General features: G+C 36.9%; 21 protein-coding genes and 1 riboswitch. Of the genes, 9 read left to right on the forward strand and 12 right to left on the reverse strand.

Translation table 11 applies throughout. The features are described from left to right. Positions 1-23: 23 nt before the first annotated feature. The 3 genes from RZ74_RS00205 (at position 24) to RZ74_RS00215 (ending at position 3,179) form a co-directional block, all read left to right on the forward strand. A complete protein-coding gene (locus RZ74_RS00205; RefSeq protein ID WP_053949452.1) occupies positions 24-1,241 on the forward strand; it encodes a S1C family serine protease in 1,218 nt (405 codons plus the stop codon). A 185-nt stretch (positions 1,242-1,426) separates the two neighbouring features. Continuing rightward, positions 1,427-2,239, forward strand: coding sequence for a sulfite exporter TauE/SafE family protein (locus RZ74_RS00210; RefSeq protein ID WP_053949453.1), 813 nt, complete (start codon positions 1,427-1,429; stop codon positions 2,237-2,239). Between the two features lie 106 nt (positions 2,240-2,345). After that, positions 2,346-3,179 carry a sulfite exporter TauE/SafE family protein gene (locus tag RZ74_RS00215; protein ID WP_053949454.1) on the forward strand — a complete coding sequence of 278 codons (834 nt, stop codon included), beginning with the start codon at positions 2,346-2,348 and terminating at the stop codon, positions 3,177-3,179. A 40-nt stretch (positions 3,180-3,219) separates the two neighbouring features. On the opposite strand, the gene ade is transcribed toward RZ74_RS00215, so the two are convergent. Further along, a complete protein-coding gene (gene ade, locus RZ74_RS00220; RefSeq protein ID WP_053949455.1) occupies positions 3,220-4,911 on the reverse strand; it encodes an adenine deaminase in 1,692 nt (563 codons plus the stop codon). A 261-nt stretch (positions 4,912-5,172) separates the two neighbouring features. Between ade and RZ74_RS00225 the strand changes: the two genes are divergently transcribed. Together RZ74_RS00225 and RZ74_RS00230 are read left to right on the forward strand one after the other, a co-directional pair. Next, positions 5,173-6,726 carry an Nramp family divalent metal transporter gene (locus RZ74_RS00225; protein WP_053949456.1) on the forward strand — a complete coding sequence of 518 codons (1,554 nt, stop codon included), beginning with the start codon at positions 5,173-5,175 and terminating at the stop codon, positions 6,724-6,726. 29 nt (positions 6,727-6,755) lie between these two features. Continuing rightward, a complete protein-coding gene (locus tag RZ74_RS00230; RefSeq protein ID WP_053949457.1) occupies positions 6,756-7,202 on the forward strand; it encodes a universal stress protein in 447 nt (148 codons plus the stop codon). 298 nt (positions 7,203-7,500) lie between these two features. Here RZ74_RS00230 and RZ74_RS00235 read toward each other — a convergent pair whose 3' ends face one another. The 3 genes from RZ74_RS00235 to RZ74_RS00245 all read right to left on the reverse strand — a co-directional run bounded on the left by RZ74_RS00235 (position 7,501) and on the right by RZ74_RS00245 (position 11,106). After that, positions 7,501-8,181, reverse strand: coding sequence for a DUF975 family protein (locus tag RZ74_RS00235; protein ID WP_053949458.1), 681 nt, complete (start codon positions 8,179-8,181; stop codon positions 7,501-7,503). Positions 8,182-8,268: 87 nt separating this feature from the next. Beyond that, positions 8,269-9,609: a dihydrolipoyl dehydrogenase family protein gene (locus tag RZ74_RS00240; RefSeq protein ID WP_053949459.1), complete on the reverse strand. Its 1,341-nt coding sequence runs from the start codon at positions 9,607-9,609 to the stop codon at positions 8,269-8,271. Positions 9,610-9,774: 165 nt separating this feature from the next. Further along, a complete protein-coding gene (locus RZ74_RS00245) occupies positions 9,775-11,106 on the reverse strand; it encodes a dihydrolipoyl dehydrogenase family protein (protein WP_053949460.1) in 1,332 nt (443 codons plus the stop codon). Positions 11,107-11,340: 234 nt separating this feature from the next. On the opposite strand from RZ74_RS00245, the gene RZ74_RS00250 reads away from it, so the two are divergent. Continuing rightward, entirely contained in the window at positions 11,341-12,114 is a 774-nt protein-coding gene (locus RZ74_RS00250) for a (S)-acetoin forming diacetyl reductase (RefSeq protein ID WP_053949461.1), read from the forward strand. A 623-nt stretch (positions 12,115-12,737) separates the two neighbouring features. Then, the gene (locus RZ74_RS00255; protein ID WP_053949462.1) at positions 12,738-13,712 is read left to right on the forward strand and encodes an AEC family transporter; all 975 of its coding nucleotides are present in this window, start codon (positions 12,738-12,740) and stop codon (positions 13,710-13,712) included. A gap of 231 nt (positions 13,713-13,943) precedes the next feature. Here the strand turns inward: RZ74_RS00255 and thiM are convergent, their stop codons facing one another. The 5 genes from thiM to RZ74_RS00280 form a co-directional block, all read right to left on the reverse strand. Then, positions 13,944-14,720 carry a hydroxyethylthiazole kinase gene (gene thiM, locus RZ74_RS00260; protein ID WP_053949463.1) on the reverse strand — a complete coding sequence of 259 codons (777 nt, stop codon included), beginning with the start codon at positions 14,718-14,720 and terminating at the stop codon, positions 13,944-13,946. Further along, positions 14,720-15,361 (reverse strand): thiamine phosphate synthase, encoded by a 642-nt coding sequence (thiE, locus tag RZ74_RS00265; RefSeq protein ID WP_053949464.1) that lies wholly within the window; start codon positions 15,359-15,361, stop codon positions 14,720-14,722. The genes thiM and thiE overlap by 1 nt, the downstream gene beginning before the upstream one ends. Then, positions 15,351-16,160 carry a bifunctional hydroxymethylpyrimidine kinase/phosphomethylpyrimidine kinase gene (gene thiD / locus RZ74_RS00270; RefSeq protein WP_053949465.1) on the reverse strand — a complete coding sequence of 270 codons (810 nt, stop codon included), beginning with the start codon at positions 16,158-16,160 and terminating at the stop codon, positions 15,351-15,353. The genes thiE and thiD overlap by 11 nt, the downstream gene beginning before the upstream one ends. Then, positions 16,153-16,857: a thiaminase II gene (gene tenA, locus RZ74_RS00275; protein WP_053949466.1), complete on the reverse strand. Its 705-nt coding sequence runs from the start codon at positions 16,855-16,857 to the stop codon at positions 16,153-16,155. The genes thiD and tenA overlap by 8 nt, the downstream gene beginning before the upstream one ends. A gap of 90 nt (positions 16,858-16,947) precedes the next feature. Next, a riboswitch (TPP riboswitch) is annotated at positions 16,948-17,039 on the reverse strand. A 158-nt stretch (positions 17,040-17,197) separates the two neighbouring features. Continuing rightward, positions 17,198-18,016 carry an SEC10/PgrA surface exclusion domain-containing protein gene (locus RZ74_RS00280; protein WP_053949467.1) on the reverse strand — a complete coding sequence of 273 codons (819 nt, stop codon included), beginning with the start codon at positions 18,014-18,016 and terminating at the stop codon, positions 17,198-17,200. A gap of 186 nt (positions 18,017-18,202) precedes the next feature. Between RZ74_RS00280 and RZ74_RS00285 the strand changes: the two genes are divergently transcribed. Together RZ74_RS00285 and RZ74_RS00290 are read left to right on the forward strand one after the other, a co-directional pair. Continuing rightward, positions 18,203-18,655 (forward strand): hypothetical protein, encoded by a 453-nt coding sequence (locus RZ74_RS00285; protein ID WP_148562058.1) that lies wholly within the window; start codon positions 18,203-18,205, stop codon positions 18,653-18,655. 69 nt (positions 18,656-18,724) lie between these two features. Beyond that, a complete protein-coding gene (locus RZ74_RS00290) occupies positions 18,725-19,303 on the forward strand; it encodes a L,D-transpeptidase (RefSeq protein WP_053949469.1) in 579 nt (192 codons plus the stop codon). Between the two features lie 39 nt (positions 19,304-19,342). On the opposite strand, the gene RZ74_RS00295 is transcribed toward RZ74_RS00290, so the two are convergent. From RZ74_RS00295 to RZ74_RS00305, 3 genes are all read right to left on the reverse strand, one after another. Beyond that, positions 19,343-19,534 (reverse strand): hypothetical protein, encoded by a 192-nt coding sequence (locus tag RZ74_RS00295; RefSeq protein ID WP_053949470.1) that lies wholly within the window; start codon positions 19,532-19,534, stop codon positions 19,343-19,345. Positions 19,535-19,549: 15 nt separating this feature from the next. Next, positions 19,550-20,083 carry a GNAT family N-acetyltransferase gene (locus RZ74_RS00300; RefSeq protein ID WP_053949471.1) on the reverse strand — a complete coding sequence of 178 codons (534 nt, stop codon included), beginning with the start codon at positions 20,081-20,083 and terminating at the stop codon, positions 19,550-19,552. Between the two features lie 123 nt (positions 20,084-20,206). Continuing rightward, positions 20,207-21,385, reverse strand: a complete 1,179-nt coding sequence (locus RZ74_RS00305) for an acetyl-CoA C-acetyltransferase (RefSeq protein WP_053949472.1) — start codon at positions 21,383-21,385, stop codon at positions 20,207-20,209. Between the last annotated feature and the right edge of the window lie 536 nt (positions 21,386-21,921).

Raw genomic sequence — 21,921 nt, forward strand, 5'->3', positions numbered from 1 at the left:
TAATTTGATAGGGGGAAAACCTTATGAAAAAAAGTGATCGTTTTGTTGTTAAAGTTGGAGTTGTTGCATTAGTCGCTGGATTATTAGGTGGTGGAATCGCCTATGGTGGGATTAATTTACTACAAAATTCAGGTATCGACGTTGCTGTTCCAGGTGGATCAAATTCTGGTGGAACTGCATCAACATCTAATTTGAAGGTAAATGTGCAAACCCAATCTGAAAAGGCTTATTCAGCTGTGAAAGATTCAGTTGTTTCAGTTATTAACTTAAAGAAGAGCAGTAGCTCAGATATTGAATCTGCCCTAGGTGGCAAGAGTTCAAGTAAATTAGAAGCTAATAGTGAAGGTTCTGGGGTAATTTATAAGAAGAGCGGTAACGCTGCTTATATCGTTACTAATAACCACGTGGTTTCTGGTGCCGCAGCATTACAAGTTCAATTAAGTAATGGTAAACAATTAGAAGCTAAATTAGTTGGAACTGACTCAGTTACCGATTTAGCTGTATTGAAGATTAATGGAAGTACCATTAAATCAGTCGCTACATTTGGTAACTCAGATAACATTAAAGTCGGTGAAACTGCTTTAGCTATTGGTTCTCCACTAGGTTCAACTTATGCTTCATCACTTACTCAAGGGATTATCTCGGCTAAGAAACGTCAAGTGCCATTGACTGGTTCAAATGGTCAATCAACTGGGAACACTGCAACGGTTATTCAAACCGATACAGCAATTAACCCTGGTAACTCAGGTGGTCCGCTAATCAACTTAGCTGGTCAAGTGATTGGAATTAACTCCATGAAACTAGCATCTGATGGTGAAGGAACTAGTGTTGAAGGAATTGGTTTCGCAATTCCAAGTAATGAAGTAACTTCAATCATTAACCAACTAGTAAAAAAAGGTAAAATCGAACGTCCAGCCTTAGGCATTCGTTACCTTGATTTATCAAATATCGCGGTTAGTGACCAAAAATCAACATTAAAACTACCATCTTCTGTTGAAAATGGTGTGGTTGTGTACGATGTTACATCAGGTGGCCCTGCTGCCAAAGCTGGTTTGAAGAAATACGATGTAATTGTTTCACTAGCTGGTAAGAAGATTACTACGCAGGACGAAATCAAAAACATTCTATACAGCCAAAAACTAGGCTCAACCATTAGTGTTCAATACTACCGTAATGGACATCTAAAAACGGGATCGATTAAGTTGAGCGAAAGTACATCTCAATTGAAAATAACTCAATAAGCGAAATTTTTTGAAAAAAGTTTTTCTTATGAAAACGCTGACATTATAGTGGTTGTCAGCGTTTTGGCGTTTTTAGGGGGTTGTAATTGAAAATGATTAGGAGTATAAAATTATATATTGGATTTTAAATTGATATATAAAAGGAGTTTTTCATTATTACTATTTTTGGTTTTAGTGTATGGACAATGCTATTATTCATTCCTGTTGGTATCGTTGCTGGAATTTTAAGTACAGTAACCGGACTAGCTTCACTTGCCTCATACCCAGCACTATTATATTGGGGTGCGTTAAACCCAATTTCAGCAAACATCACAAATACTTCCGCTTTACTATTTAACGTAGTAAGTTCAGGTCTTTCATCAAAGCGTGAATTATCTGGTCACTGGAAGGAACTATTTAAGGTTATGACAATCATCTTCTTTGGTGGAATTGTCGGAGTTATCCTATTAACTCTTCTACCTTCAAAAGATTTCTCATACGCAGTTCCTGTATTTATTGCAGCTGCTGGTATTGGTATCTTACTACCTTCAAAAGACACTGATAAGGCACCTACTGCTAAAGTAGTTGAAGAAGGCGAAGTTGGTACTAAGAAGATGGTAGCAGATGTTGCTATGATCGTCTTATTCTTTGCTATTGGTATTTATGGTAGTTACTTCGGTGCAGCTGCTGGTGTTATCTTACTAGCTGTTCTTTCCAGAACAAGTAAAGATCCATTCCCAGTTTACAATGCAATTAGAAACGTTGCCATGGGTTCAGCTAACGTTATCGGTACTGTTCTATACTCATTCAAGTATGGTCAACATGGTAGCACCCACATCTACTGGGCACTTGCTATTCCTCTGGGAATTGGTTTCCTAATTGGTGGATACGTTGGTCCTAAGATGGTTCGTGTATTACCAGTTAAATTAATTAAGATTGTTACAGGTATTTTAGCTCTTGTCCTAGCTTACACTCAATTCGTGTCAGCTTACGGCATCCGTCTATTTTACTTCTTCTAAAAACACTAAAAACACCGCTTGGTATCTAAGTGGTGTTTTTTTATCCTTTTCTTTTATCATAAAAATGGTAAGATGAAATTATGATTTTATTCTAATAGAAAAAGAGATGATTATCATTACGTTTTTAGGAATTAGTATTTGGACTTTATTAATATTTATTGCAGTTGGGATAGTTGCAGGAATGTTAAGTACAGTGACTGGACTTGCATCACTAGTATCATATCCAGCGCTATTGTACTTTGGCGGACTACCTCCAGTTGCAGCTAATGTAGTTAACAAAGCATCTTTAACGTTTAATTCATTAGGTTCATTTATTTCTTCGCTTCGTGAATTGCGCGGGCACTGGAAAGAACTATTCAAAGTAATGATTGTCATCTTCTTTGGTGGAATTACCGGTGCGATTTTATTAACAAAACTACCAGCAAGTAGCTTTACGCATGTGGTTCCATTCTTTATCGCGTTTGGTGGAATTATGATTTTAATTCCAACCAAGAAATCAGTAAACAATAATACTGAAGGGGCATTGAACTTTAATCCTGCTTCTGGTAGTAAGAACCGCACATGGGTTAGATCATTAATTATGATTATTTTAACCTTTGCAATTGGTGCATACAGTGGTTACTTCGGTGCTGCTTCAGGAATCTTATTATTAGTACTATTAACTAGAACTTCAAGTAATGAATACGCAGTTAGCAATGCAATTAGAAACGTTGCGATGGGTGCAGCCAACATTGTGGCCACTATTTACTACGCACTTTATGCCCACGTTGATTGGTCATTAGTAGTACCTCTAGGAATTGGTTTCTTCATTGGTGGCTACATTGGTCCTAAAATTGTCAGAGTGGTTCCAGCTACTTTCTTAAAGATTTTGACTGGAATTTTAGCGCTAATTTTAGCTTACACTCAATTCGTAGCGGCCTATCACATTAGTTTATTCTAAATAAAAAAGAGCGATTTTATCGCTCTTTTTTGCGTCTTCATTAGTGTTGTGGAGTTAAGTTATTGGCAACTTCCACATCGATAATTTTTTGTTGGTCGAAGTCGTATAGCCCTTGATCTGTTAATTTCAATGTTGGAATTACGGGAAGGGTTAGGAATGATAGTGTGATAAATGGATCAAAATCAACACCGTCACTAATTTGGTTGAAAGCATCTTCGATCGCATGAAGTTCATGACTAGCTGATTGCCATGATTTATCAGACATCAAACCAGCGACTGGTAATGGCATTGTTGCTAATGTCTTTTCTTCATCGACCACAGCGATTCCACCGTTGGTAGAAGTTACTTCTTCAATCGCACGATAGATGGCGTCAGGAGTAGTTCCTACGGCGACAATATTATGTGAATCATGGGCGACAGTTGTGGCAATCGCACCGTTTTTAATATTGAAACCATGGACTAGCGCTAGTCCGAAAGTTCCTAAATCATGGTGACGTTCAGCATCAACCATTAGTAAAACGTCATTTTCTAAATCGCTAACGAATTGACCGTTATCAATGGGGACATCCATTTCTAAATGGGTAGTTTCAATATGATTGGCAATAATGCCCATTACATGACATTTGGAATTGTTTAACGGTAGTTGTAAGTCACTTTCTTTTAAGTGGTGATGGACGCAATTTTCGCCAAATTCAAGGGGTTGTGATGAGAAGTCAGCTTCACTCATTTCTTTTCCCGCTTTAATGACCTTTTTAACGTCGACTTGTTTAGGGTGGTCAATGATTACTAAATCAGCAGCGTAATCTTTTTCAATCGCGCCAATTTGATCTAATTTATGTGCTTTGGCAGCGTTATAACTGGCCATGGTATAAGCTGTTTCTGGCTTAATTCCGTATTGGATTGCTAGTTGAATGTTAAAGTTAATGCTACCTTCTTCAACGATTGTTGAGATGAATTTATCATCGGTACAAAATGAGAAACGGTCTGCGTTGTCTTCAGTGACAGCTTGAACGGTGTTTTGTAAGTCGCGTTCAACGGTTCCTTCTCGTAAGAAAATATCCACGCCAGCAGTTAAGCGGTCTTTCATTTGTTCTAAATTAACTGATTCATGGTCAGTAGAAATCCCATTAGCCTTGTATTCATTTAGTTGATCAAGTGATAATCCGGCACCGTGACCATCAATTTGGTAGCCATGGTCTTTGGCGTCTTGTAGTTTGGCCATCATGTCGGCGTCTTGATTGTGGACAGCAGGATAGTCCATTACTTCTGCTAAACCAATCACTGATTCTTCATCATATAGTGGATGTAAATCCGCAGCAGTTAAGGTCGCACCGTTATGTTCAAAACTAGTTGCGGGAACTGATGAAGGTAACATTACAAAGACATCTAATGGTGATTGTTTCGCATCTTCAATCATGTATTTAATCCCGTCAGCACCAGAAACATTGGCAATTTCATGTGGGTCAACCACGATTGATGTTACTCCCATTGGGACTAGCACTTTACCTAATTCACTTGGTGTCACTAGCGCACTTTCAATGTGCACGTGAGAGTCAATAAAACCGGGAACAATATATTGATCAGTTGCATCAATTACATTTTTGGGTTGGTAATTATCATTTTGGAAGTTAATAATCTTGCCGTCATTAATGAAAATATCTTTATTTTCAAATTTTTTGCTAAAAACATTTAAGACATTTCCGTTTTTTATATGTAAATCAATTGTTTGCATTTTTCCACCCCTGAATGTTTTTTTAATTTGATTAAAATTATCAAGTATTATGAAACATTAACGAACTAATGTCAAATTTAATTTAATGTTCGGAAATTAACGACGCAAGTAAGCTAACGTTAGAAAAAAACTTACTGAGTGATAGAGTATTTTTTAATATCTAATAGAGTAATTTTTCAGTACTACCTAAAAAATTGTTTCAAAAGAAGTGAATTTAGTGTACAATAATTATGTTCTTAAAAATAGAAAGGGTGAAGAACTTTGAGTGAAAACGTTTCACAAGAAAAAAAGGGCTTTGTAGAATATGCTAATGGTCCTTCACTAGAAGAAATCAATGGTGGAATTAAGGTTCCTAAGGATTGGGGCTTCTGGAAAACATTATTTGCATACTCTGGTCCAGGTGCATTAGTTGCCGTTGGATACATGGATCCAGGTAACTGGGCTACTTCAATTACCGGGGGTCAAAACTTCGGTTACTTACTAATGTCTGTCATCTTGATTTCAAGTTTGATTGCGATGTTACTACAATACATGGCGGCTAAACTTGGTATCGTGAGTCAGATGGATTTAGCGCAAGCTATCCGTTCTCGTACTTCAAAAACACTAGGTGTTGTTTTATGGCTTATGACTGAACTTGCAATTATGGCTACTGATATCGCGGAAGTTATCGGGGGAGCCATTGCGCTTTACTTACTTTTCCATATTCCACTAGTTCTTGCGGTATTCTTAACCGTATTTGATGTTTTACTATTGCTATTATTAACTAAAGTGGGATTCAGAAAGATTGAAGCAATTGTTGTTTGTTTAATCATGGTTATCCTAGTTGTATTTATCTACGAAGTTGTACTATCAAGACCTGATTGGTTGGGCTCAATCAAGGGACTTGTACCAACTCAACGTACTTTTGCTAGCGACCATCCAGTTGCTGGTATGACACCACTAGCTGGTGCTTTAGGTATTATCGGGGCAACTGTTATGCCACATAACCTATACCTACATTCAGCTATCGCTCAAACTAGAGCTATTGATCATAATGATGAAGAAGACGTTGCAAGAACTGTTCGTTTTGCTACTTGGGACTCAAACATCCAATTAACATTCGCATTCTTCGTTAACGCTTTACTACTTATCATGGGGGTTGCCGTATTTAAGACCGGTGCCGTTCAAGATACATCATTCTTTGGTTTATTTGATGCTTTAAATAACACTAAGATGCTATCAAACCCAATCTTAATTGGTGTTGCTAAATCAGGTATCTTATCAACATTATTCGCTGTTGCATTACTTGCTTCAGGTCAAAACTCAACTATTACTGGTACACTATCAGGACAAGTTATCATGGAAGGTTTCGTTAACTTGAAAGTTCCTCTATGGGCTCGTCGTTTAATTACTCGTTTAATTTCAGTTGTTCCAGTGCTTATCTGTGTTGCTTTAACTGCCGGTGAATCAACATTAAAACAACATGCTGCTATCAACGACTTAATCGAAAACTCACAAATTTTCTTAGCATTCGCATTACCATTCTCAATGCTTCCATTGTTAATGATGACTAACAGTGCTCAAGAAATGGGTAGCCGTTTCAAGAACAGCTTATGGGTTAAGATTTTAGGTTGGATCTCAGTATTAGTTCTTATCTACTTAAACGCAATCAACATGCAAGGTGCCGTTGCTGGATTCTTCAGTGACAACCCAACTGCTGCTCAAAATGCAGAAGCTGGTGTTATTGCGAACGTAATTAACGTAGTAATCATTGCGCTATTAATTTGGACATTGGTTGAACTATACATTGGTAACAGAAGACTTAGAAACAGATAAAAAATAATTCAAGAATAGAAGGCGAAAATATGGAAAACATGGACGTCAATATTAACTTCAAGAATATTTTAGTTGCAGTTGATGATTCTGATGATGCCATTCTTGCATTCAAGTATGCAATTTCTCGTGCGAAATCAGAAAATGCAAAACTAACAATCGTTTCAGTTCTAGAAGATGAAGAAATCAACGTTTTCGAATCATTATCAGGACAATTTATCCATGGTAAGTACGAAGACTTAGAAGAACATCTAAAAGAATATAAACAAACTGCGCAAGCAGCCGGTTTAACTGATGTTGATGTAATTGCATCAACTGGTGAAGCTGGAGAAACTATCGTTGAAGATGTTATCCCTAAGGTGAAACCTGATCTACTAATCGTAGGATCAGAATCAAAGAAGGGTCTAGCTCGTCATTTCGGTAGTCAAGCCGCTTACATGGCTAAATACTCACCAGTATCTGTAATGGTGATTAGATAAAAACTGTTAATTAATACTCCTAATAATATAAAAAAGACGTAAGTATAATGCTTGCGTCTTTTTTGTTTAGTATTCATTCATTTATGGATTAAAGATAAAAAAAGGGTCTTTTTAGCACGGCTATAGTAATATACTTATATTTAATCATTTAATTATATTTCTAATAATAGCGAAGAAAATAAGACAAAGAAAAAAGGCATCGTGATTTCACGATGCCTTTTCTCTGCTTGATAAATTACTTTATATACACATTATATAACTATTTTAATTAATTTCAAATTAACAAAATATTACAGTTTTATTGCGAAACTTTTTCATATTCGCCTTTAACGAATAAGTAGTACTTGGCGTAAGTGATTCCCATGTATGGGAATGCATAGATACCAACGATTCCGGCAGTGATTTCTGTCAAAATCATCCAACCAACAAATGTAAGTTGTAATACGAAGTATTCTAATTTATGGTGGTTCATCATTCGACGACTTTGGGTGATGGCTTCTAAGTAACTAATTTTATTACCACTTAGGTAAGCGTCACGATAAATCCAAATGGCTTGAGAATATGAGAATGTTTTGATAATTCCAGGGATAAAGAATAGCAATGTCCATAGGAAAGTGAATACTTTAATGATGATCACTAATACAACGGTGTGCCAAAATAGTCCTTGGTTATCGATAAATGAGAATGATTTACGAAGTGGGTTGTTGAAATCATTGTTACCACGTAATACATCAATCGCGGTAGCAAATGCTCCCCAGTAAAAGATTCCAGCGATGATTTCGAAAATAATAGTCCCAAATAAAGCGGGATATAGTTGTTGGAAGACGGTGTTTATATTATCTGTGTCGGGTGTAACTTGAAATGCTACTGATCCAACGATAGTCGCAATTAAAAATGGGATAAATAAAACAAAGAAGAAACGTTGTTGATAATGAAGTAGTTTCTTCGCCGCATTTTTTTCTTCAAAACGATCGAACATAGTTATTCCTCCAGTATGATTTAATACTTTAATAATACTATAGATACTAAAAAAACCATAGCCCTCGCTATGGTTTTTCCATTATCCTTAGATATTTTTCCAAGTGTCATGACCGATTGATGGGAATAGGTGCACGTTTCTTTCGATTTCTAGTGGAGTCATTTTCATGTTAACGGCTGGGACAATCATGTCGATTGCGTTATCAGCTTGGTCAGAAATTTCAGTGAAACCAACTAGACGGTGTTCTTTATCAAAGATGTAGGCATTCTTAACAACTGGTTCTTTAGTGATTTGTCTGAACCAAGTGTTAGTTGAGTCATGTTCTTCAACAGTGTATTCGTCACTAGCGTTTGCTTCATCAACAGTCACACCCATTTGACTGATACGAGGTGAAGTAAATACAACTGATGGAATAGCTGGGAAGTCGATTGGTTGATCAGTTTCTCCGGCAAATAGATGCTTTAGGTATTGTGATTCGAAAGTAGCGGTAGGAGTTAGGTTTGGTTGACCAGTAGCAGCAACGTCACCAGAAGCATAAATGTTTTCAACTGAAGTTTGTAGGTATTCGTTAACTTCAATTCCTTTCTTATCGTCAAACTTAACACCGACTTCTTCTAGTCCCATGTTGTGAACCATTGGAACACGACCAGAAGCATCTAGAATGTAATCAACAGTTAGTTGTTGGTTGTCAGCGTAAGTAACAGTGTATTCGTCACCGTTTTGTTCAAATGCACGTAAGCCAGAGTTTTCAACAAACTTGATACCTGATTTTTTCATTTCGTCCATTAGTATTTGTACGTATGGTTGGTAGAAAGGACGTAGTGCTTTGTCACCGTGCATGAACATAGTAACGTCTGCACCAGCTTCGTTAGCCATAGTAGCAAATTCCATCGCAATGTAACCAGTACCGATTATAGCCATACGTTTTGGCATGTCTTCTAGTTCCATGAAGTCTTGTGAATCATGTGATAATTCAGTACCTTCAATTTCAACTTTGTGTGGAGTTAAACCAGTAGCAATAACGATTTTATCTGAAGTAACGTGTTCACCATTGATTTCTAGAGTGTGAGTATCAGTGAATTTAGCAAAACCATGGATAACATCCATGCCTAGGCTCTTCATAGTAGCTTCACGGTCTACTTTGATTGGTAGAATTCCTTCACGTTTGTGTTTGATGTTTTCTTTCCAGTTAAGCTTAGTATCGCCTTCAACGATATCTTTCATTCTTCTTTGAGTCTTAGCCAAAGTAACAGGTCCGTCTAAAGTGATTTTGGCGTTACAACCCCAGTTAGGGCAAGTTCCACCAACAGCAACTGCTTCTACGAAAGCAATTTTGAAACCTTGTTTGCAAAGTGTCTTGGCACCGTCGAAAGCGGCGTGTCCAGATCCGATGTAAACAACATCGTAATCAAAGTTAGGATTTTTCATAATTAGTAGCCTCCATATTTTTAATGGCATATTTAATTTATTTGTATACTTTAAATTTACATTATTATAGGAAAGAACACAAATATATTGACTATGATTTAATTGTAAAAAACCGCATTAGACATAGTGTCCAATGCGGTTTTAACTGGAAAGCTTAATTTAGTTTTATAGTTGTTGCCATGCATCGCTTCCGATAGTTGGGAATAGGTGCACGATTTTGTTAATTTGTGATTTGTCTAATTGTAAAGCAACGGCTGGTAGAATTGAATCAATTACGCTGTCAGCTTCGGGAGAAACTTCAGTTGCACCAACTAAATGGTGTTGTTTGTCAAAAACTAATGTACGTTTGGCGATATGTTCGTTAGTGATTGCACGGTACCAATCAGAAGCCATGTCGTGTTCTTCAACAGTGTATTCGTCGCTCTTCTTAGCTTCTTCAACAGAAACACCCACTTGAGCGATACGAGGGCTGGTAAAGACAACAGTAGGGATGGCTGGGAATTCGATTGGATCAGTAGTTTCACCAGCAAATAAGCTAGTTAGGTATTGTGATTCAAAAATGGCAGTTGGAGTTAACTTAGGTTGACCAGTAACAGCAACGTCACCAGAAGCGTAAATTCCTTCTACAGAAGTTTGTAGATGGTCATCTACGATAATTCCACGTTCGTCATATTTAACACCAACTTCGTCTAAACCAATGTTTTCGACGTTTGGAATTCGACCAGTTGCATCTAATGCAAAGTCAGTGAAGATAGGACCGTTGTTAGTTTCAATAGTCATCTTACATTTTTCGCCATGGAATTCTTTGATTTCAGTGTTTTCAACAAACTTAACACCTTTTTCTTTTAGATCGTTTACGACCTCATCTACGTATTCTTTGTCAAATTGGCGAAGAGCACGGTCACCATGCATTAACACAGTTACTTCAGATCCTGCTGCATTTGCGATTGTAGCAAATTCCATTGCAATATAACCAGAACCGATAATTGCAATGTGTACTGGAAGTTCTTCTAGGTTTAAGAATTCCTTTGAGTCAGATGCCATTTCCTTACCAGGAACATCTAGACGGTTAGGACGTAAACCAGTTGCTAACACGATTTTGTCTGCAGAGTAGTTTTTACCATCAACATCGACGGTGTGGTTATCAACTAATTTACCGTAACCGTGAAGCACGTCGATACCGAATGCTTTTAATCCACCTTCAATTGCACCAGGTAGACCATCGATTACTTTGTGTTTGTTTAACATGTTTTGTGTCCAATCAATTGAAAGGTCACCTTTAATAATGTTTTTTAGACGTTGTTGAGTTTCTTTTAATTGAACTGGTAAGTCTAACGCAATCTTTCCGTTACAACCCCAGTTAGGACAAGTTCCACCGATTTTATCGGCTTCAACAACAGCGACTTTGTATCCTTTAGCGGCTAATGGCATTGCGCCATCAAAAGTACCGTGTCCGGCACCAATGTATAATACGTCATAATCAAAACTATTAGTCATATTTATCATTTCCTTTTCAATGGATATTTAATGAATCATTAATTACTTATAACATAAACTTAGTAACTGATTAATTCAAACATTTAGCCTTAGATTAGTTAGTACAAGATTAATAAAAACTTTTAACACAGTTATTATATTATAAAAAAACATAAAAGTAATCTCTTTAAATAAACATAAATAAGTATATACTTCTTACTGTAAGTTATTATTGTAAAGAAATGAGGAATTAATATGACAAAAAAAGTTGCATTTGTTACTGGTGCCGGTCAAGGTATCGGAAAAGCTATTGCTATTCGTTTAGCACAAGATGGTTTTGCAGTTGCTGTTGTTAACCGTACTGCTGAAAAAGGTGAAGCAGTTGCTAAAGAAATTAATGATAACGGCGGACAAGCTATCGCCGTTCAAGCCGACGTTTCAGATCGTGAACAAGTATTCAGTGCTGTAGAAACTACAGTTAAAGAATTTGGTGACCTAAACGTTGTTGTTAATAACGCTGGTGTAGGTCCAACTACTCCTGTTGACACAATTACTCCAGAACAATTTAACACTGTTTACAATATTAATGTTGCTTCAGTTATCTGGGGAACTCAAGCTGCTAAAGCTAAGTTCGAAGAACTAGGCCATGGTGGTAAGATTATCAACGCTACTTCACAAGCTGGTGTTGTTGGTAACCCTAACTTAACTCTATATGGTAGTACTAAGTTCGCTATCAGAGGTATTACTCAAACCACTGCTCGTGATTTAGCAGGTGAAGGTATCACTGTTAATGCATTTGCACCTGGTATCGTAAAGACTCCAATGATGATGGACATCGCCCACGAAGTTGGTCAAAACGCAGGTAAGGATGACGACTGGGGTATGGAACAATTCTCTAAGGATATCGCTTTAGGTCGTTTAGCTGAATCAGAAGACATCGCTGCTGGTGTATCATTCTTAGCAGGTAAAGACTCAGACTACATGACTGGTCAAACACTAATCTTAGATGGTGGTATGCAATTCCACTAAAATCATATTATTATATGAAAAAAAGAACCACTTCTAAATGAAGTGGTTCTTTTTTGTGAGATATACAAAAACAAACTTTATTTCTTTAACAAAAAAGTACCCCAAAGATAAAATCTTCAAAGTACTTTAGTTAGTGAGCTGTGATGCTTTGAACACCATCTTCTCAGCAAAGGACTGAGTGCTTTTACCTTAAGCTAACAGCTCAAAATATTAAGTTTGTCTGTGAGATGTAATATCAAGCGACAAATAATATTAAACCACATTCATAAATTGAATGCAAGATTTTTTGAGAAAAAATTGATTCTCAGCTATAATTTAACTAAATCTTTAAAATTAACGATAAGGGGATAGACTCTAATGAATTTAATGACTATATTATTCTTTATTTTAGGTTTCATTGCACTATTTATTATTTCTACATTATCAACAATGTTAGTAATATCTTTAAAAAACAAACGCGAAAAAAACGATCAAAACAAGTAATACCGACGTTTCTCTTATCAGATATAAAAAATATTTATAACAAACTAATCCTTTGACTATATCTTTTAGTGTGTTCTATAGTGTTCTACATTGATTAAATAAAGATAATTATATTTGAATATCTATAGGAGGATTTCACAATGGGAGTATTTATTAACTCAATCCAAAGTGTCCTAGTTGTTGTTCTAATTATGTTATTAGGATACATCTTAAGAAAAACCGGTTGGTTTGCTGACACTTTTAGTAAAAACATTTCTAAATTAATCAAAAACGTTGCTTTACCTGCATCAATCTTTGTTGCGGTATTGAGTCGTCTAACTAGAGATAAGCTAGTTAGTTTTGGTAGTTACTTAATCTGGGGAATTATCTCAGTAGTAATTGGTTACATTATTGCCTTCATTTTAGTTAAGGTAATGAAAGTTAGAGCTGGTCGTCGTGGTGTATTTATTAACGCCATCGTTAACGCCAACACTATCTTTATTGGTTTACCATTAAACATCGCATTGTTCGGTGACAAATCAATGACTTACTTCTTGGTTTACTACATCATTAACACTGTTTCAACTTGGGCATTTGGTGTCTTCTTGATCAGTAACGATGATCCTACTAAACAAGATCAACCAAAAGAACACCACAAGATTAACTGGAAACAAGTTATTCCAATGCCTCTAGTTGGTTTCTTGGTTGCTTTAGTATTCTTACTACTAAACATTCCAGTACTACAAGTACCTTTCTTAGCTCAGACTCTAACTTACGTTGGTAGTTTAGTTACTCCATTATCACTAATCTACATTGGTATCGTATTAGCTGATGCTGGTTTGAAGAGTATTTCATTCGACCGTGACACTGTTGTTGCTCTACTTGGTCGTTTCGTATTAGCACCAGTTATCATGATTTCAATCTTAGCTGTTGCTGCTCACGGTGGTGTATCACTACCAGGTATGTTCAACCAAACTATGATTGTTCAATCTGCTACTCCAATGCTAGCAGTGCTACCAATCTTAGCTGCTGAATCACACGGTGACGTTAAGTACGCAACTAACATTGTTACTACTTCAACTGTATTATTTATCGTAGTTATTCCTATCTTAATGACTATCGTTCAATACATCTAATTACTAAAAAACGTCGGGATTGCACCGGCGTTTTTTTAATACATATAAAATTGACAAGTGGGCTGACATAGCCTAAACTTTAGATAAATTAAATGCGGAGCAAAGAAGGAATTCTCATGTTTGAAAAAATCTGTTACACATTAATGGTAATCGCTTTAATCATCATCGCTGTTATTTACATTGTATGTTACTAAAATAAAAAGCACTGACATAGTCAGTGCTTTTTTGTGTTTAACCTAATTTTTGTAAATCGCTAATTTGGGAATCGCTTAATTGGTAAAGAGTATCGAAAACGGTACTTAAGAAGGTGTAAGGGATGTTTTCAGTGGTTTCACCAGCGATTTCACCGGAAATGCTTAAGATGCTAGCTGCTAGTACAGCTGAATCTAAACTATTATCAACTGCTAAACAGGCTCCTAAAATGCCGTCTAACATATCACCACAACCGACGTTAACTGCGAAGTAGTGATGACCGTTTTGGACTTCTACTACCTTTTGTCCGTCGGAAATGACGTCGACGACCCCTGATAGTAAGCTTACACAGTTAAACTTCTTAGCAACCGCTTTAGCGATTTCGTGTAAATCACCATCACCTTCTCCAGCATCGATGCCTTGGGCGTTCCATTCGATGTCAGCTAGAAAGGCTAATTCACCGGCGTTACCACGCACACCGTCGAATTTGACTTCTTTGGCCACTTTAGCAAAGTTATCTTGGCGTAATTGAGAAGCACCAATTGCAACTGGGTCAATTACGACTGGAATTCCTTTTTGGTTGGCGTACTTACCAGCAGCAATTGATTTTTCAACATCGGCATCATTTGATGATCCCATATTGATTACTAGTGCGTTAGAAATATTGACCAAGTCAGCAGCTTCTTTGATATCGTCAAACATGATAGGGGAAGCGCCGATAAAGTTAATGGCGTCCGCCACGTGTTGGGGGGTTACCATATTAGAAATATTTAAAATAATTGGTGATTGAGCACGTATTTGTTTAATAGTAGTCATTATAGTTCTCCTTTTAAGGTGCTGATTGTTTTGGCAAAGTCATTAGTTTTAGTAATTGCTGAAATCACGGAGATTCCATCAACGTCTGTCGCCAAGACTTCTTTGACGTTATTTAGATTAATGCCACCGATGGCAACAGCGGGATGATTAGCTAGTCCATATAGGTTCACTAGGCTATCAATACCAATCGCTTCTTTGACGTGTGCCTTCGAATTAGTCGCAAAAATGGGACCAATCCCGATGTAATCTAATCCATCGATTTTGTTGGCAGCTAGCACTTCGTTTGGATCATGGGTCGATAGACCAATAATCTTGTCGCTGCAAGTACTGATTACTTGTTCGATTTTAGTGTCGTCTTGGCCGACATGAATTCCGTCAGCGTCAACGGCACTCATTAATTCAATGTCATCATCAATAATGAATGGCACGTTGTATTGACTAGTAATCGCTTTAAGTTTTTGTGCGACTGAGACTTTATCTTCAAATGATAAAGTTGAGCTGTCTTTTTCACGGTATTGAAACATCGTAATGCCGTTTTGACAGGCTTGTTCGACAATCGAAATTAATTCATCAACATCATGGTTGGTGTTTTGGCTTCCAGCAATGAAGTAGACCTTTAATTGAGCGGGACTAAAATGCATTTTCAGCCCCCCAATGGTTAAGTGGGCCGTGACCATGACCAACTAAAATTTCTGATTGTAAAATCTTATCAATGTATGTTTTACCTTCAATGATGGCATCTTCAACGGAGTTTCCTTTCGCTAAACTAGCGACAATTGCTGATGATAGCGTATCACCAGTGCCGTGTTTTCTAACGGTGTCATATTTAGGACTTTCCATAATGAAGCTATTGCCGTTTTCTAACAGAACGTAATCTTCAATTAAATCACCATTTTGGTGACCACCTTTAATAATGACGTTTTTGGCCCCTAGTTGTTGAATAAAACTAGCGGCATCGATGACGTCTTCTTTAGTTTCGATTGGTTTGTTGTACATAACTTGCGCTTCAGGTAGATTAGGTGTCACGATATCAGCTAATGGCAATAAGTCATTGATGATGGAGTGAATTCCTTGATCATCCAATAAGCGAGCGCCGCCTTTAGCGACCATTACAGGATCGACTACTAGGGGATGGATATTATGTTTTTTAACGTTTTTAACGACTGCACTAACTCTAATTTGGTCAAACAAAGCCCCGGTCTTGGCAGCTTTAATATCGAAGTCGTCAAACAACGAATCAAATTGCGCATCAATCATTTCAACGTCAGTAGGTTGAACCATTTGAACGCCTAATGTGTTTTGTGCAGTTAAACCAACGACGACATTAGTTGCGAAGACGTGGTTTTCTTGCATCGTCTTGATGTCGGCTTGCATTCCGGCACCGCCACCGGAATCGGAACCAGCAATGGTTAAAGTTTGGGGGACTTCTTGACTACGCATTCTTGTCACCTTCAATCACGTCAGCAAAACGCCAACCTTCTTGATAAAAGGCTTGTTGCCAGAATTCCCATTCTAGTTCAGTACTCTTTAAGAAGTATTGTTTAGCTTCGTTTAGGTCATCTTCGCTTAAGTTGGCAGCTAAATTATCGACCATATCAAATAAACGACGAGTTAAATCACCATCACTGGCTTCACCGTCATCCATATAGAAATCAATCCAACTCTTGAATTGGTTAGTATCAGTGTTTTTACCTAATGCAGTAATTTGTTTAGCGATTTCATTGTATGTCCAAGGACATGGTAGTAATGCACAAATGATGTTGATTAATTTACCTGATTGTACGGCACGATACATATGTGATTGGTATAAGTATGCCTTAGGGCTAGGGGTAGCGTGTTGAAGTGATTCGTATTCCACACCGGCGATATCACAGAAAACGTGATGTGGGTGGATTTCACTATTTAAAATAAAATCAATGTTTTCTGCAAAGAATCGCATATCCTCACGATCCTTTAAAAGTGGGATGATACTAGCGTAAATCTTGATAAATTCTGACAAGTATTGAAAATCCTGTTCGACATAGAATTTTAATGCAGCATCGTCGACGTGACCGTCACCGATACCTTGGACGAAGGGATGATCATAGATAGCTTGTAGAATTGGATCAGCCGCTTTAGTTAATTGATGAGAAAACATGTATGTAAAACCTCCAGATTGCTGCCGTAAATAAAAATACCCTCCTACGCGAGAGTAGAAGGGTACACTTGTAATTTGGTTAATTATTTACAATTGGAGTGCGCCAGGCTTCCTTCGCTAGTGTTAGCTAGATCAGGTTCAATGGGTATTATCTCAGCCTTGCGGCACCCCAGTGGACAGCAGTTATTATTTAATTCATATAATAGTATATCGAATTATAGGTTTCAGGTAAACCGTCAATTTAATAAAATCCGAATATAATAGATGTTAAAAGTGTATTTTGTTCGGCATATACAGATGAAGGAAAAATAAAAACCCATCATTCAGATGGGTTTAAAAATTAAAGCGCTTGATAGAATTCAAAGTGGATTTGGGTCATTGAATCGATGGAAACGCCAAATTGAATTGGGTTTGTAGTGGCGAAACCAATTCCTAAAAAATTAATGGTGTGATCCCAATTAGAATCGGCATCATCAAACATCATCGCACTAACGGCACCGTAGATGCTTTCTTTAACGTTAGCCATGCTAGCCCGTTTAGTAAGAATTGATGAAGCAAAGTTTTCACCTACCGTGCGGTAAGGATATTGTGAAAAGACGCTGTTTAGTAGTGGAACATCATGAGCGCGTTTGGTGAAAATATTCCACTTATCGTGGCTATAGCCGTTAGCGATGTCTTGAGACATTTTTAATGCCTCGTTAGTGACTACTAGGTCAGGCACATAGCGGTAGTTATTACTCATGCGGTGGCGAAGACTGTTAATCAGATTGGCGGTATACTGAGATATTTCTCGGCGTTCAGCAAGGGTTAACTTAGTCGGGTTGACTACCTTTTTAACATCAGAAATTTTGGGATGGAAACGATTGATAACGCGTCCTTCAGTGATGAAACTGTTGTTATATGAACTAGCTTGCACCATCTTTTTAGTGCTTTGATCAAAGGAAAATAAGAATCCCTTCGGCACCTTTAATGTATCCTTAGCATTTTTAGTAGCATACTTGTCGGCTTTATATTGAAAGGCATCGATAGATTTATATTTAACTTTTTTAGTTGTTTTGGCGTGAGCTCGAATAGCTGTTGAAGCGTTGTTCAGTGGTAATCCTGTCATGATAGATACCATGGTTACAGCTATTAGCAACGCGGTTGTAATTTTTTTCATAATTGACTCCTTTGAGGCTAATGCAGCTATATTATCACAAATTTGCGAAAAAAGATAAATTGAATGGTTTAGGTGGATATAATTGCTATATAATAGCCTAAAAGATAATTATCGGGATTTTAAGGAGCTAAAATGATGAAGAAATCAAATGCGCTGCTGTTAACTATGCTATTTGGATTGTGTATTATGTGGTTTGTACCGACGGTTAATGCAAACGCCAGCAATAAGGAACACTCAGGGGTTCCAAGATTTGCTCGTGGTTATTGGGCATCCAAAAATTTAAATCATTACAAGCGTTACCAAAAGTACTCAGTTTCCAAAGATACCTTTGCGATCGATGGGATCGATATGGCAGGGGTTAATTATTCATATTTGAAGAAGAACGGTAATTCCTCAGGCTACAGTTTAGGAACAATCATGTACAGTAGTTTTAAAAAGATAGGAACCAATAAGTACCGTATTTATGCAAAGAAACAATCGCCATTGAACTATGCTGATTTTGCGCATATTACCAAAGTCGGCCACGATAAAATTAAGATTATCCTATTTAAAAAAGGCCATCATGACTTTGGAGGTTCTAAGTTCACCCTATATAAAATTAATAAGCATACTTATGAAAAACTAGCTAAAAAAGACTAAAACTATACAATTATCGTTGAAACTCCTATAATCAAAGTAAAGTACCAATTGAGGGGTGTTAATTCTTTAATGAAAAAATTGAGAAGAATAATGATTATTACCATCACATCATTAGTGGCAGTTGGTTTGTTAAATGCTTGTGGAGATCACCAATCTAAATCCTCTCACCCAGTTGTGAAGATGGTTAAGGCTCAAGTTCAACCAACTGCGACTTCATGGCAACATTCTTCGGAAAATAAACCATATCCAGATATGGCATTAAAGAATCATAATTGGTTAGACGTTTCAATTAAGGATCAACGCGTTTATATTAAAAACGCAGCTGGTAAAACACTATATACAATGTTTTGCTCGACTGGGGATGATAATGGGACACCCCGTGGGGCTTTCCACATTCAAGCAGAACGTGGTGAACACTTCTATAACCCATCATCTAAGGAAGGTGCTAACTATTGGACTTCATTCTTAGATCATGGGATTTATCTATTTCACTCAGTGCCAGTTGATAAAGCTGGTCACTATTTGATGAAGGATGCCCATGAATTAGGTAAAGTGGCTAATTCACATGGTTGCGTTCGATTATCGGTTCCAGACGCTAAGTGGGTAAATCAAAACGTGCCAACCGGAACTAAGGTTGTCATTCATTAATACAAACAAAAAAGACGTTCGATAAACGAACGTCTTTTTTTAGTGGACAAATAAAATGTCCAACAGTAATAATGTCATCACGACAATTACGCCGATAATAAATAAAATGTTTTTGTTTCTAAATGAATATTGCTTCTTATATAAACCAATTAGTAATGTAATTAAAGCGATAATTCCAATCGCATACATAATGATTAATTTAATTTGAACTGAAAGATCATTAGCTATCAATATATTCACCTACGATTACTTGGTTAATAATTGATATGCATAACGCGCAGTCCAAGGATGACCGTTTTCACGCATATGAATTACACCACGTTTTTCAAATCCGTTAGAAGTGATAACATGTTGCATTCCTAGATTTTCGGGATGAGTATCGATTCGGATGTCTTTGTATCCTAGGACACGAGAAACGGTAATTAATCCACTAACTAATTTTTCTGAAAGGTGTTGGCCACGGAACTCATTTGAGATGGCAACACGGTGAATCGCAGCGTAGTGAGCTTCAGAACCGTTAACCCACTCACCGTCTTCGATCTTTAGGTAGTTAGGATCGATCCCTTGGTGAATAGTTGCAGTACCGGCTACTTGGCCGTCAGTGATTAACACGTAGTTGATTCCATCTTTAATGTCTTTAATTAAATCTTCGTCAGCTGGATAACCATGTTGCCATTGGTCGATTCCTTGTTCATGTAAGTATTTAATTGCTGAATGAATGATATCCAAAATTGCTGGTAAATCTTCTTCAGTAGATTTCTTCAAGTATGTTGCGGGCATTTTTACACTTCCTTTATGAAAATTATAAGATAAAAGTATATAGAAAAACGTTGCAATTTGCAACGTTTGTAATTTTCATCTATTAATAGGATACCGCAAAATGCTGATTAGTAAACCAATTAGCTATGGCAAAGAAATTTTCATTGCCATACCCATACCGCCTCCGATACAGATAGTAGCTAATCCATTTTTGTGGTTAGTTCTTTGTAAATTGTAGATTAATGAACCGACGATACGGGCACCGGAATCGCCAAGGGGATGTCCCATCGCAATTGCACCACCAGAGATATTTAGTTTATCCATATCAATATTGTAGTCATTGGCAACTGCTAGGACTTGTGCAGCAAATGCTTCGTTTAATTCTACTAAGTCAATATCTTCCATTGAAAGATTTAGTTTGTTAAACAATGCTTTAGTTGCATCATATGGAGCGTATCCCATGTAGTCAGGATCACATCCAGCTTCAGCATAACCGTCAATCACGGCAAGCGGAGTTACGTTTAGACGTTTAGCAGCTGATTCACTCATTAATAGAAGTGCAGATGCGCCATCATTTAAACTAGCTGCGTTTCCGGCAGTCACGCTACCGTTTTCTTTAAACGCAGGACGAAGTTTGTTTAATATTTCTACTGAAGTATCACGACGAATGTTTTCATCTTGTTTCATAATATATGAATCTTTTTTAGTTTTGATTTCGATGGGTACGATTTCTTTATCGAAGAAACCATTATCAAATGCATTGGCTGCTCGCATGTGTGATTGATATGCAAATTGATCTTGTTGTTCACGACTAACGTTGAATTTTTCAGCAACGTTTTCAGCGGTGATGCCCATTGGTTGATGGTTGAATGCATCAGTTAATGCGTCATGGTTTAGTGAATCGATTAATGTAACATCGCCAAACTTGTGACCGCCACGAACATTCATATTTAAGAATGGCGCGTTGGACATACTTTCAACACCACCGGCGACAATAACATCTGCGTCACCCATCGCAATTGCTGCTTGAGCATTACGAACGGCCTTTAGTCCAGAACCACAGACTTGGTTGACTGTGTTTGCGGTACTGCAGTAGGGAATTCCTGATTTTATTTCGATTTGTCTTGCGATGTTTTGACCAGCGCCTGCTTGAATAACGTTTCCAAACACAACTTGGTTAACATCTGATGGTTTAATTCCAGCTTGTTCAATAACAGCTTTTGTAACGATTGTTCCTAGGTCAACGGAAGAAAAGTTTGCTAATGCACCATTCATCTTACCGATGGGAGTTCTTTTCGCAGCTGCGATAATTACTTTTTCCATATTATTCATGAGACTCCTTATATAAAAATCTATAACTATAAGTATAATGATTATTTTTATCATTTCTATAATAAAGAATGTTTTTTAAAAATAGCTGAAGTAAAAATAGATGAAAATGCAAAGTATATTGATTGTTTTAAAGAAGATTGTTTAAGTCAAACGAACTTCTTAAGAAATTCTTAAGAAAGTTATTGACCACCGTGTTTAAAATTGATATGATATTAATCGTTGTTAATTTTGAATAACACAAAAAATAAATACGAAACAATCTTAAATAAACTGTTGACCTAGTCAATTGAATTTGATAAGATAGTTTTTGCTGTTAAAAAAGTTGATTGAAACATTCAATTAAAAATATGCAAAAAAGTCCTTGACTTTAAATTGTTAAGATGGCATAATATTTATTGTTGTTATCGCTTTTGTAACGAATTCGATAACAAAGTTGATAAAATTTAATTATAAAAAATTGTTGACGTTAAGTTAACAATTTGATATACTTAGAAAGTTACCTTGAGAAAAGGCGACCTCAACAAAAT

Origin of the sequence: Apilactobacillus apinorum, from assembly GCF_001281175.1 — a bacterium.
Classification (GTDB): domain Bacteria; phylum Bacillota; class Bacilli; order Lactobacillales; family Lactobacillaceae; genus Apilactobacillus; species Apilactobacillus apinorum.

What these genes read in the sequence shown, in the direction of transcription:
- RZ74_RS00280 (WP_053949467.1), bottom strand. Translation starts at nt 18,016, where the DNA reads ATGAAAAAAATTACAACCGCGTTGCTAATAGCTGTAACCATGGTATCT.
- RZ74_RS00250 (WP_053949461.1), top strand. Translation starts at nt 11,341, where the DNA reads ATGACAAAAAAAGTTGCATTTGTTACTGGTGCCGGTCAAGGTATCGGA.
- ade (WP_053949455.1), bottom strand. Translation starts at nt 4,911, where the DNA reads ATGCAAACAATTGATTTACATATAAAAAACGGAAATGTCTTAAATGTT.
- RZ74_RS00235 (WP_053949458.1), bottom strand. Translation starts at nt 8,181, where the DNA reads ATGTTCGATCGTTTTGAAGAAAAAAATGCGGCGAAGAAACTACTTCAT.
- RZ74_RS00240 (WP_053949459.1), bottom strand. Translation starts at nt 9,609, where the DNA reads ATGAAAAATCCTAACTTTGATTACGATGTTGTTTACATCGGATCTGGA.
- RZ74_RS00305 (WP_053949472.1), bottom strand. Translation starts at nt 21,385, where the DNA reads ATGGAAAAAGTAATTATCGCAGCTGCGAAAAGAACTCCCATCGGTAAG.
- RZ74_RS00300 (WP_053949471.1), bottom strand. Translation starts at nt 20,083, where the DNA reads ATGCCCGCAACATACTTGAAGAAATCTACTGAAGAAGATTTACCAGCA.
- RZ74_RS00245 (WP_053949460.1), bottom strand. Translation starts at nt 11,106, where the DNA reads ATGACTAATAGTTTTGATTATGACGTATTATACATTGGTGCCGGACAC.
- thiM (WP_053949463.1), bottom strand. Translation starts at nt 14,720, where the DNA reads ATGACTACTATTAAACAAATACGTGCTCAATCACCAATTATTTTAAAT.
- RZ74_RS00285 (WP_148562058.1), top strand. Translation starts at nt 18,203, where the DNA reads ATGTGGTTTGTACCGACGGTTAATGCAAACGCCAGCAATAAGGAACAC.
- thiE (WP_053949464.1), bottom strand. Translation starts at nt 15,361, where the DNA reads ATGCATTTTAGTCCCGCTCAATTAAAGGTCTACTTCATTGCTGGAAGC.
- RZ74_RS00290 (WP_053949469.1), top strand. Translation starts at nt 18,725, where the DNA reads ATGAAAAAATTGAGAAGAATAATGATTATTACCATCACATCATTAGTG.
- RZ74_RS00210 (WP_053949453.1), top strand. Translation starts at nt 1,427, where the DNA reads ATGCTATTATTCATTCCTGTTGGTATCGTTGCTGGAATTTTAAGTACA.
- RZ74_RS00255 (WP_053949462.1), top strand. Translation starts at nt 12,738, where the DNA reads ATGGGAGTATTTATTAACTCAATCCAAAGTGTCCTAGTTGTTGTTCTA.
- thiD (WP_053949465.1), bottom strand. Translation starts at nt 16,160, where the DNA reads ATGCGTAGTCAAGAAGTCCCCCAAACTTTAACCATTGCTGGTTCCGAT.
- RZ74_RS00205 (WP_053949452.1), top strand. Translation starts at nt 24, where the DNA reads ATGAAAAAAAGTGATCGTTTTGTTGTTAAAGTTGGAGTTGTTGCATTA.
- RZ74_RS00215 (WP_053949454.1), top strand. Translation starts at nt 2,346, where the DNA reads ATGATTATCATTACGTTTTTAGGAATTAGTATTTGGACTTTATTAATA.
- RZ74_RS00230 (WP_053949457.1), top strand. Translation starts at nt 6,756, where the DNA reads ATGGAAAACATGGACGTCAATATTAACTTCAAGAATATTTTAGTTGCA.
- tenA (WP_053949466.1), bottom strand. Translation starts at nt 16,857, where the DNA reads ATGTTTTCTCATCAATTAACTAAAGCGGCTGATCCAATTCTACAAGCT.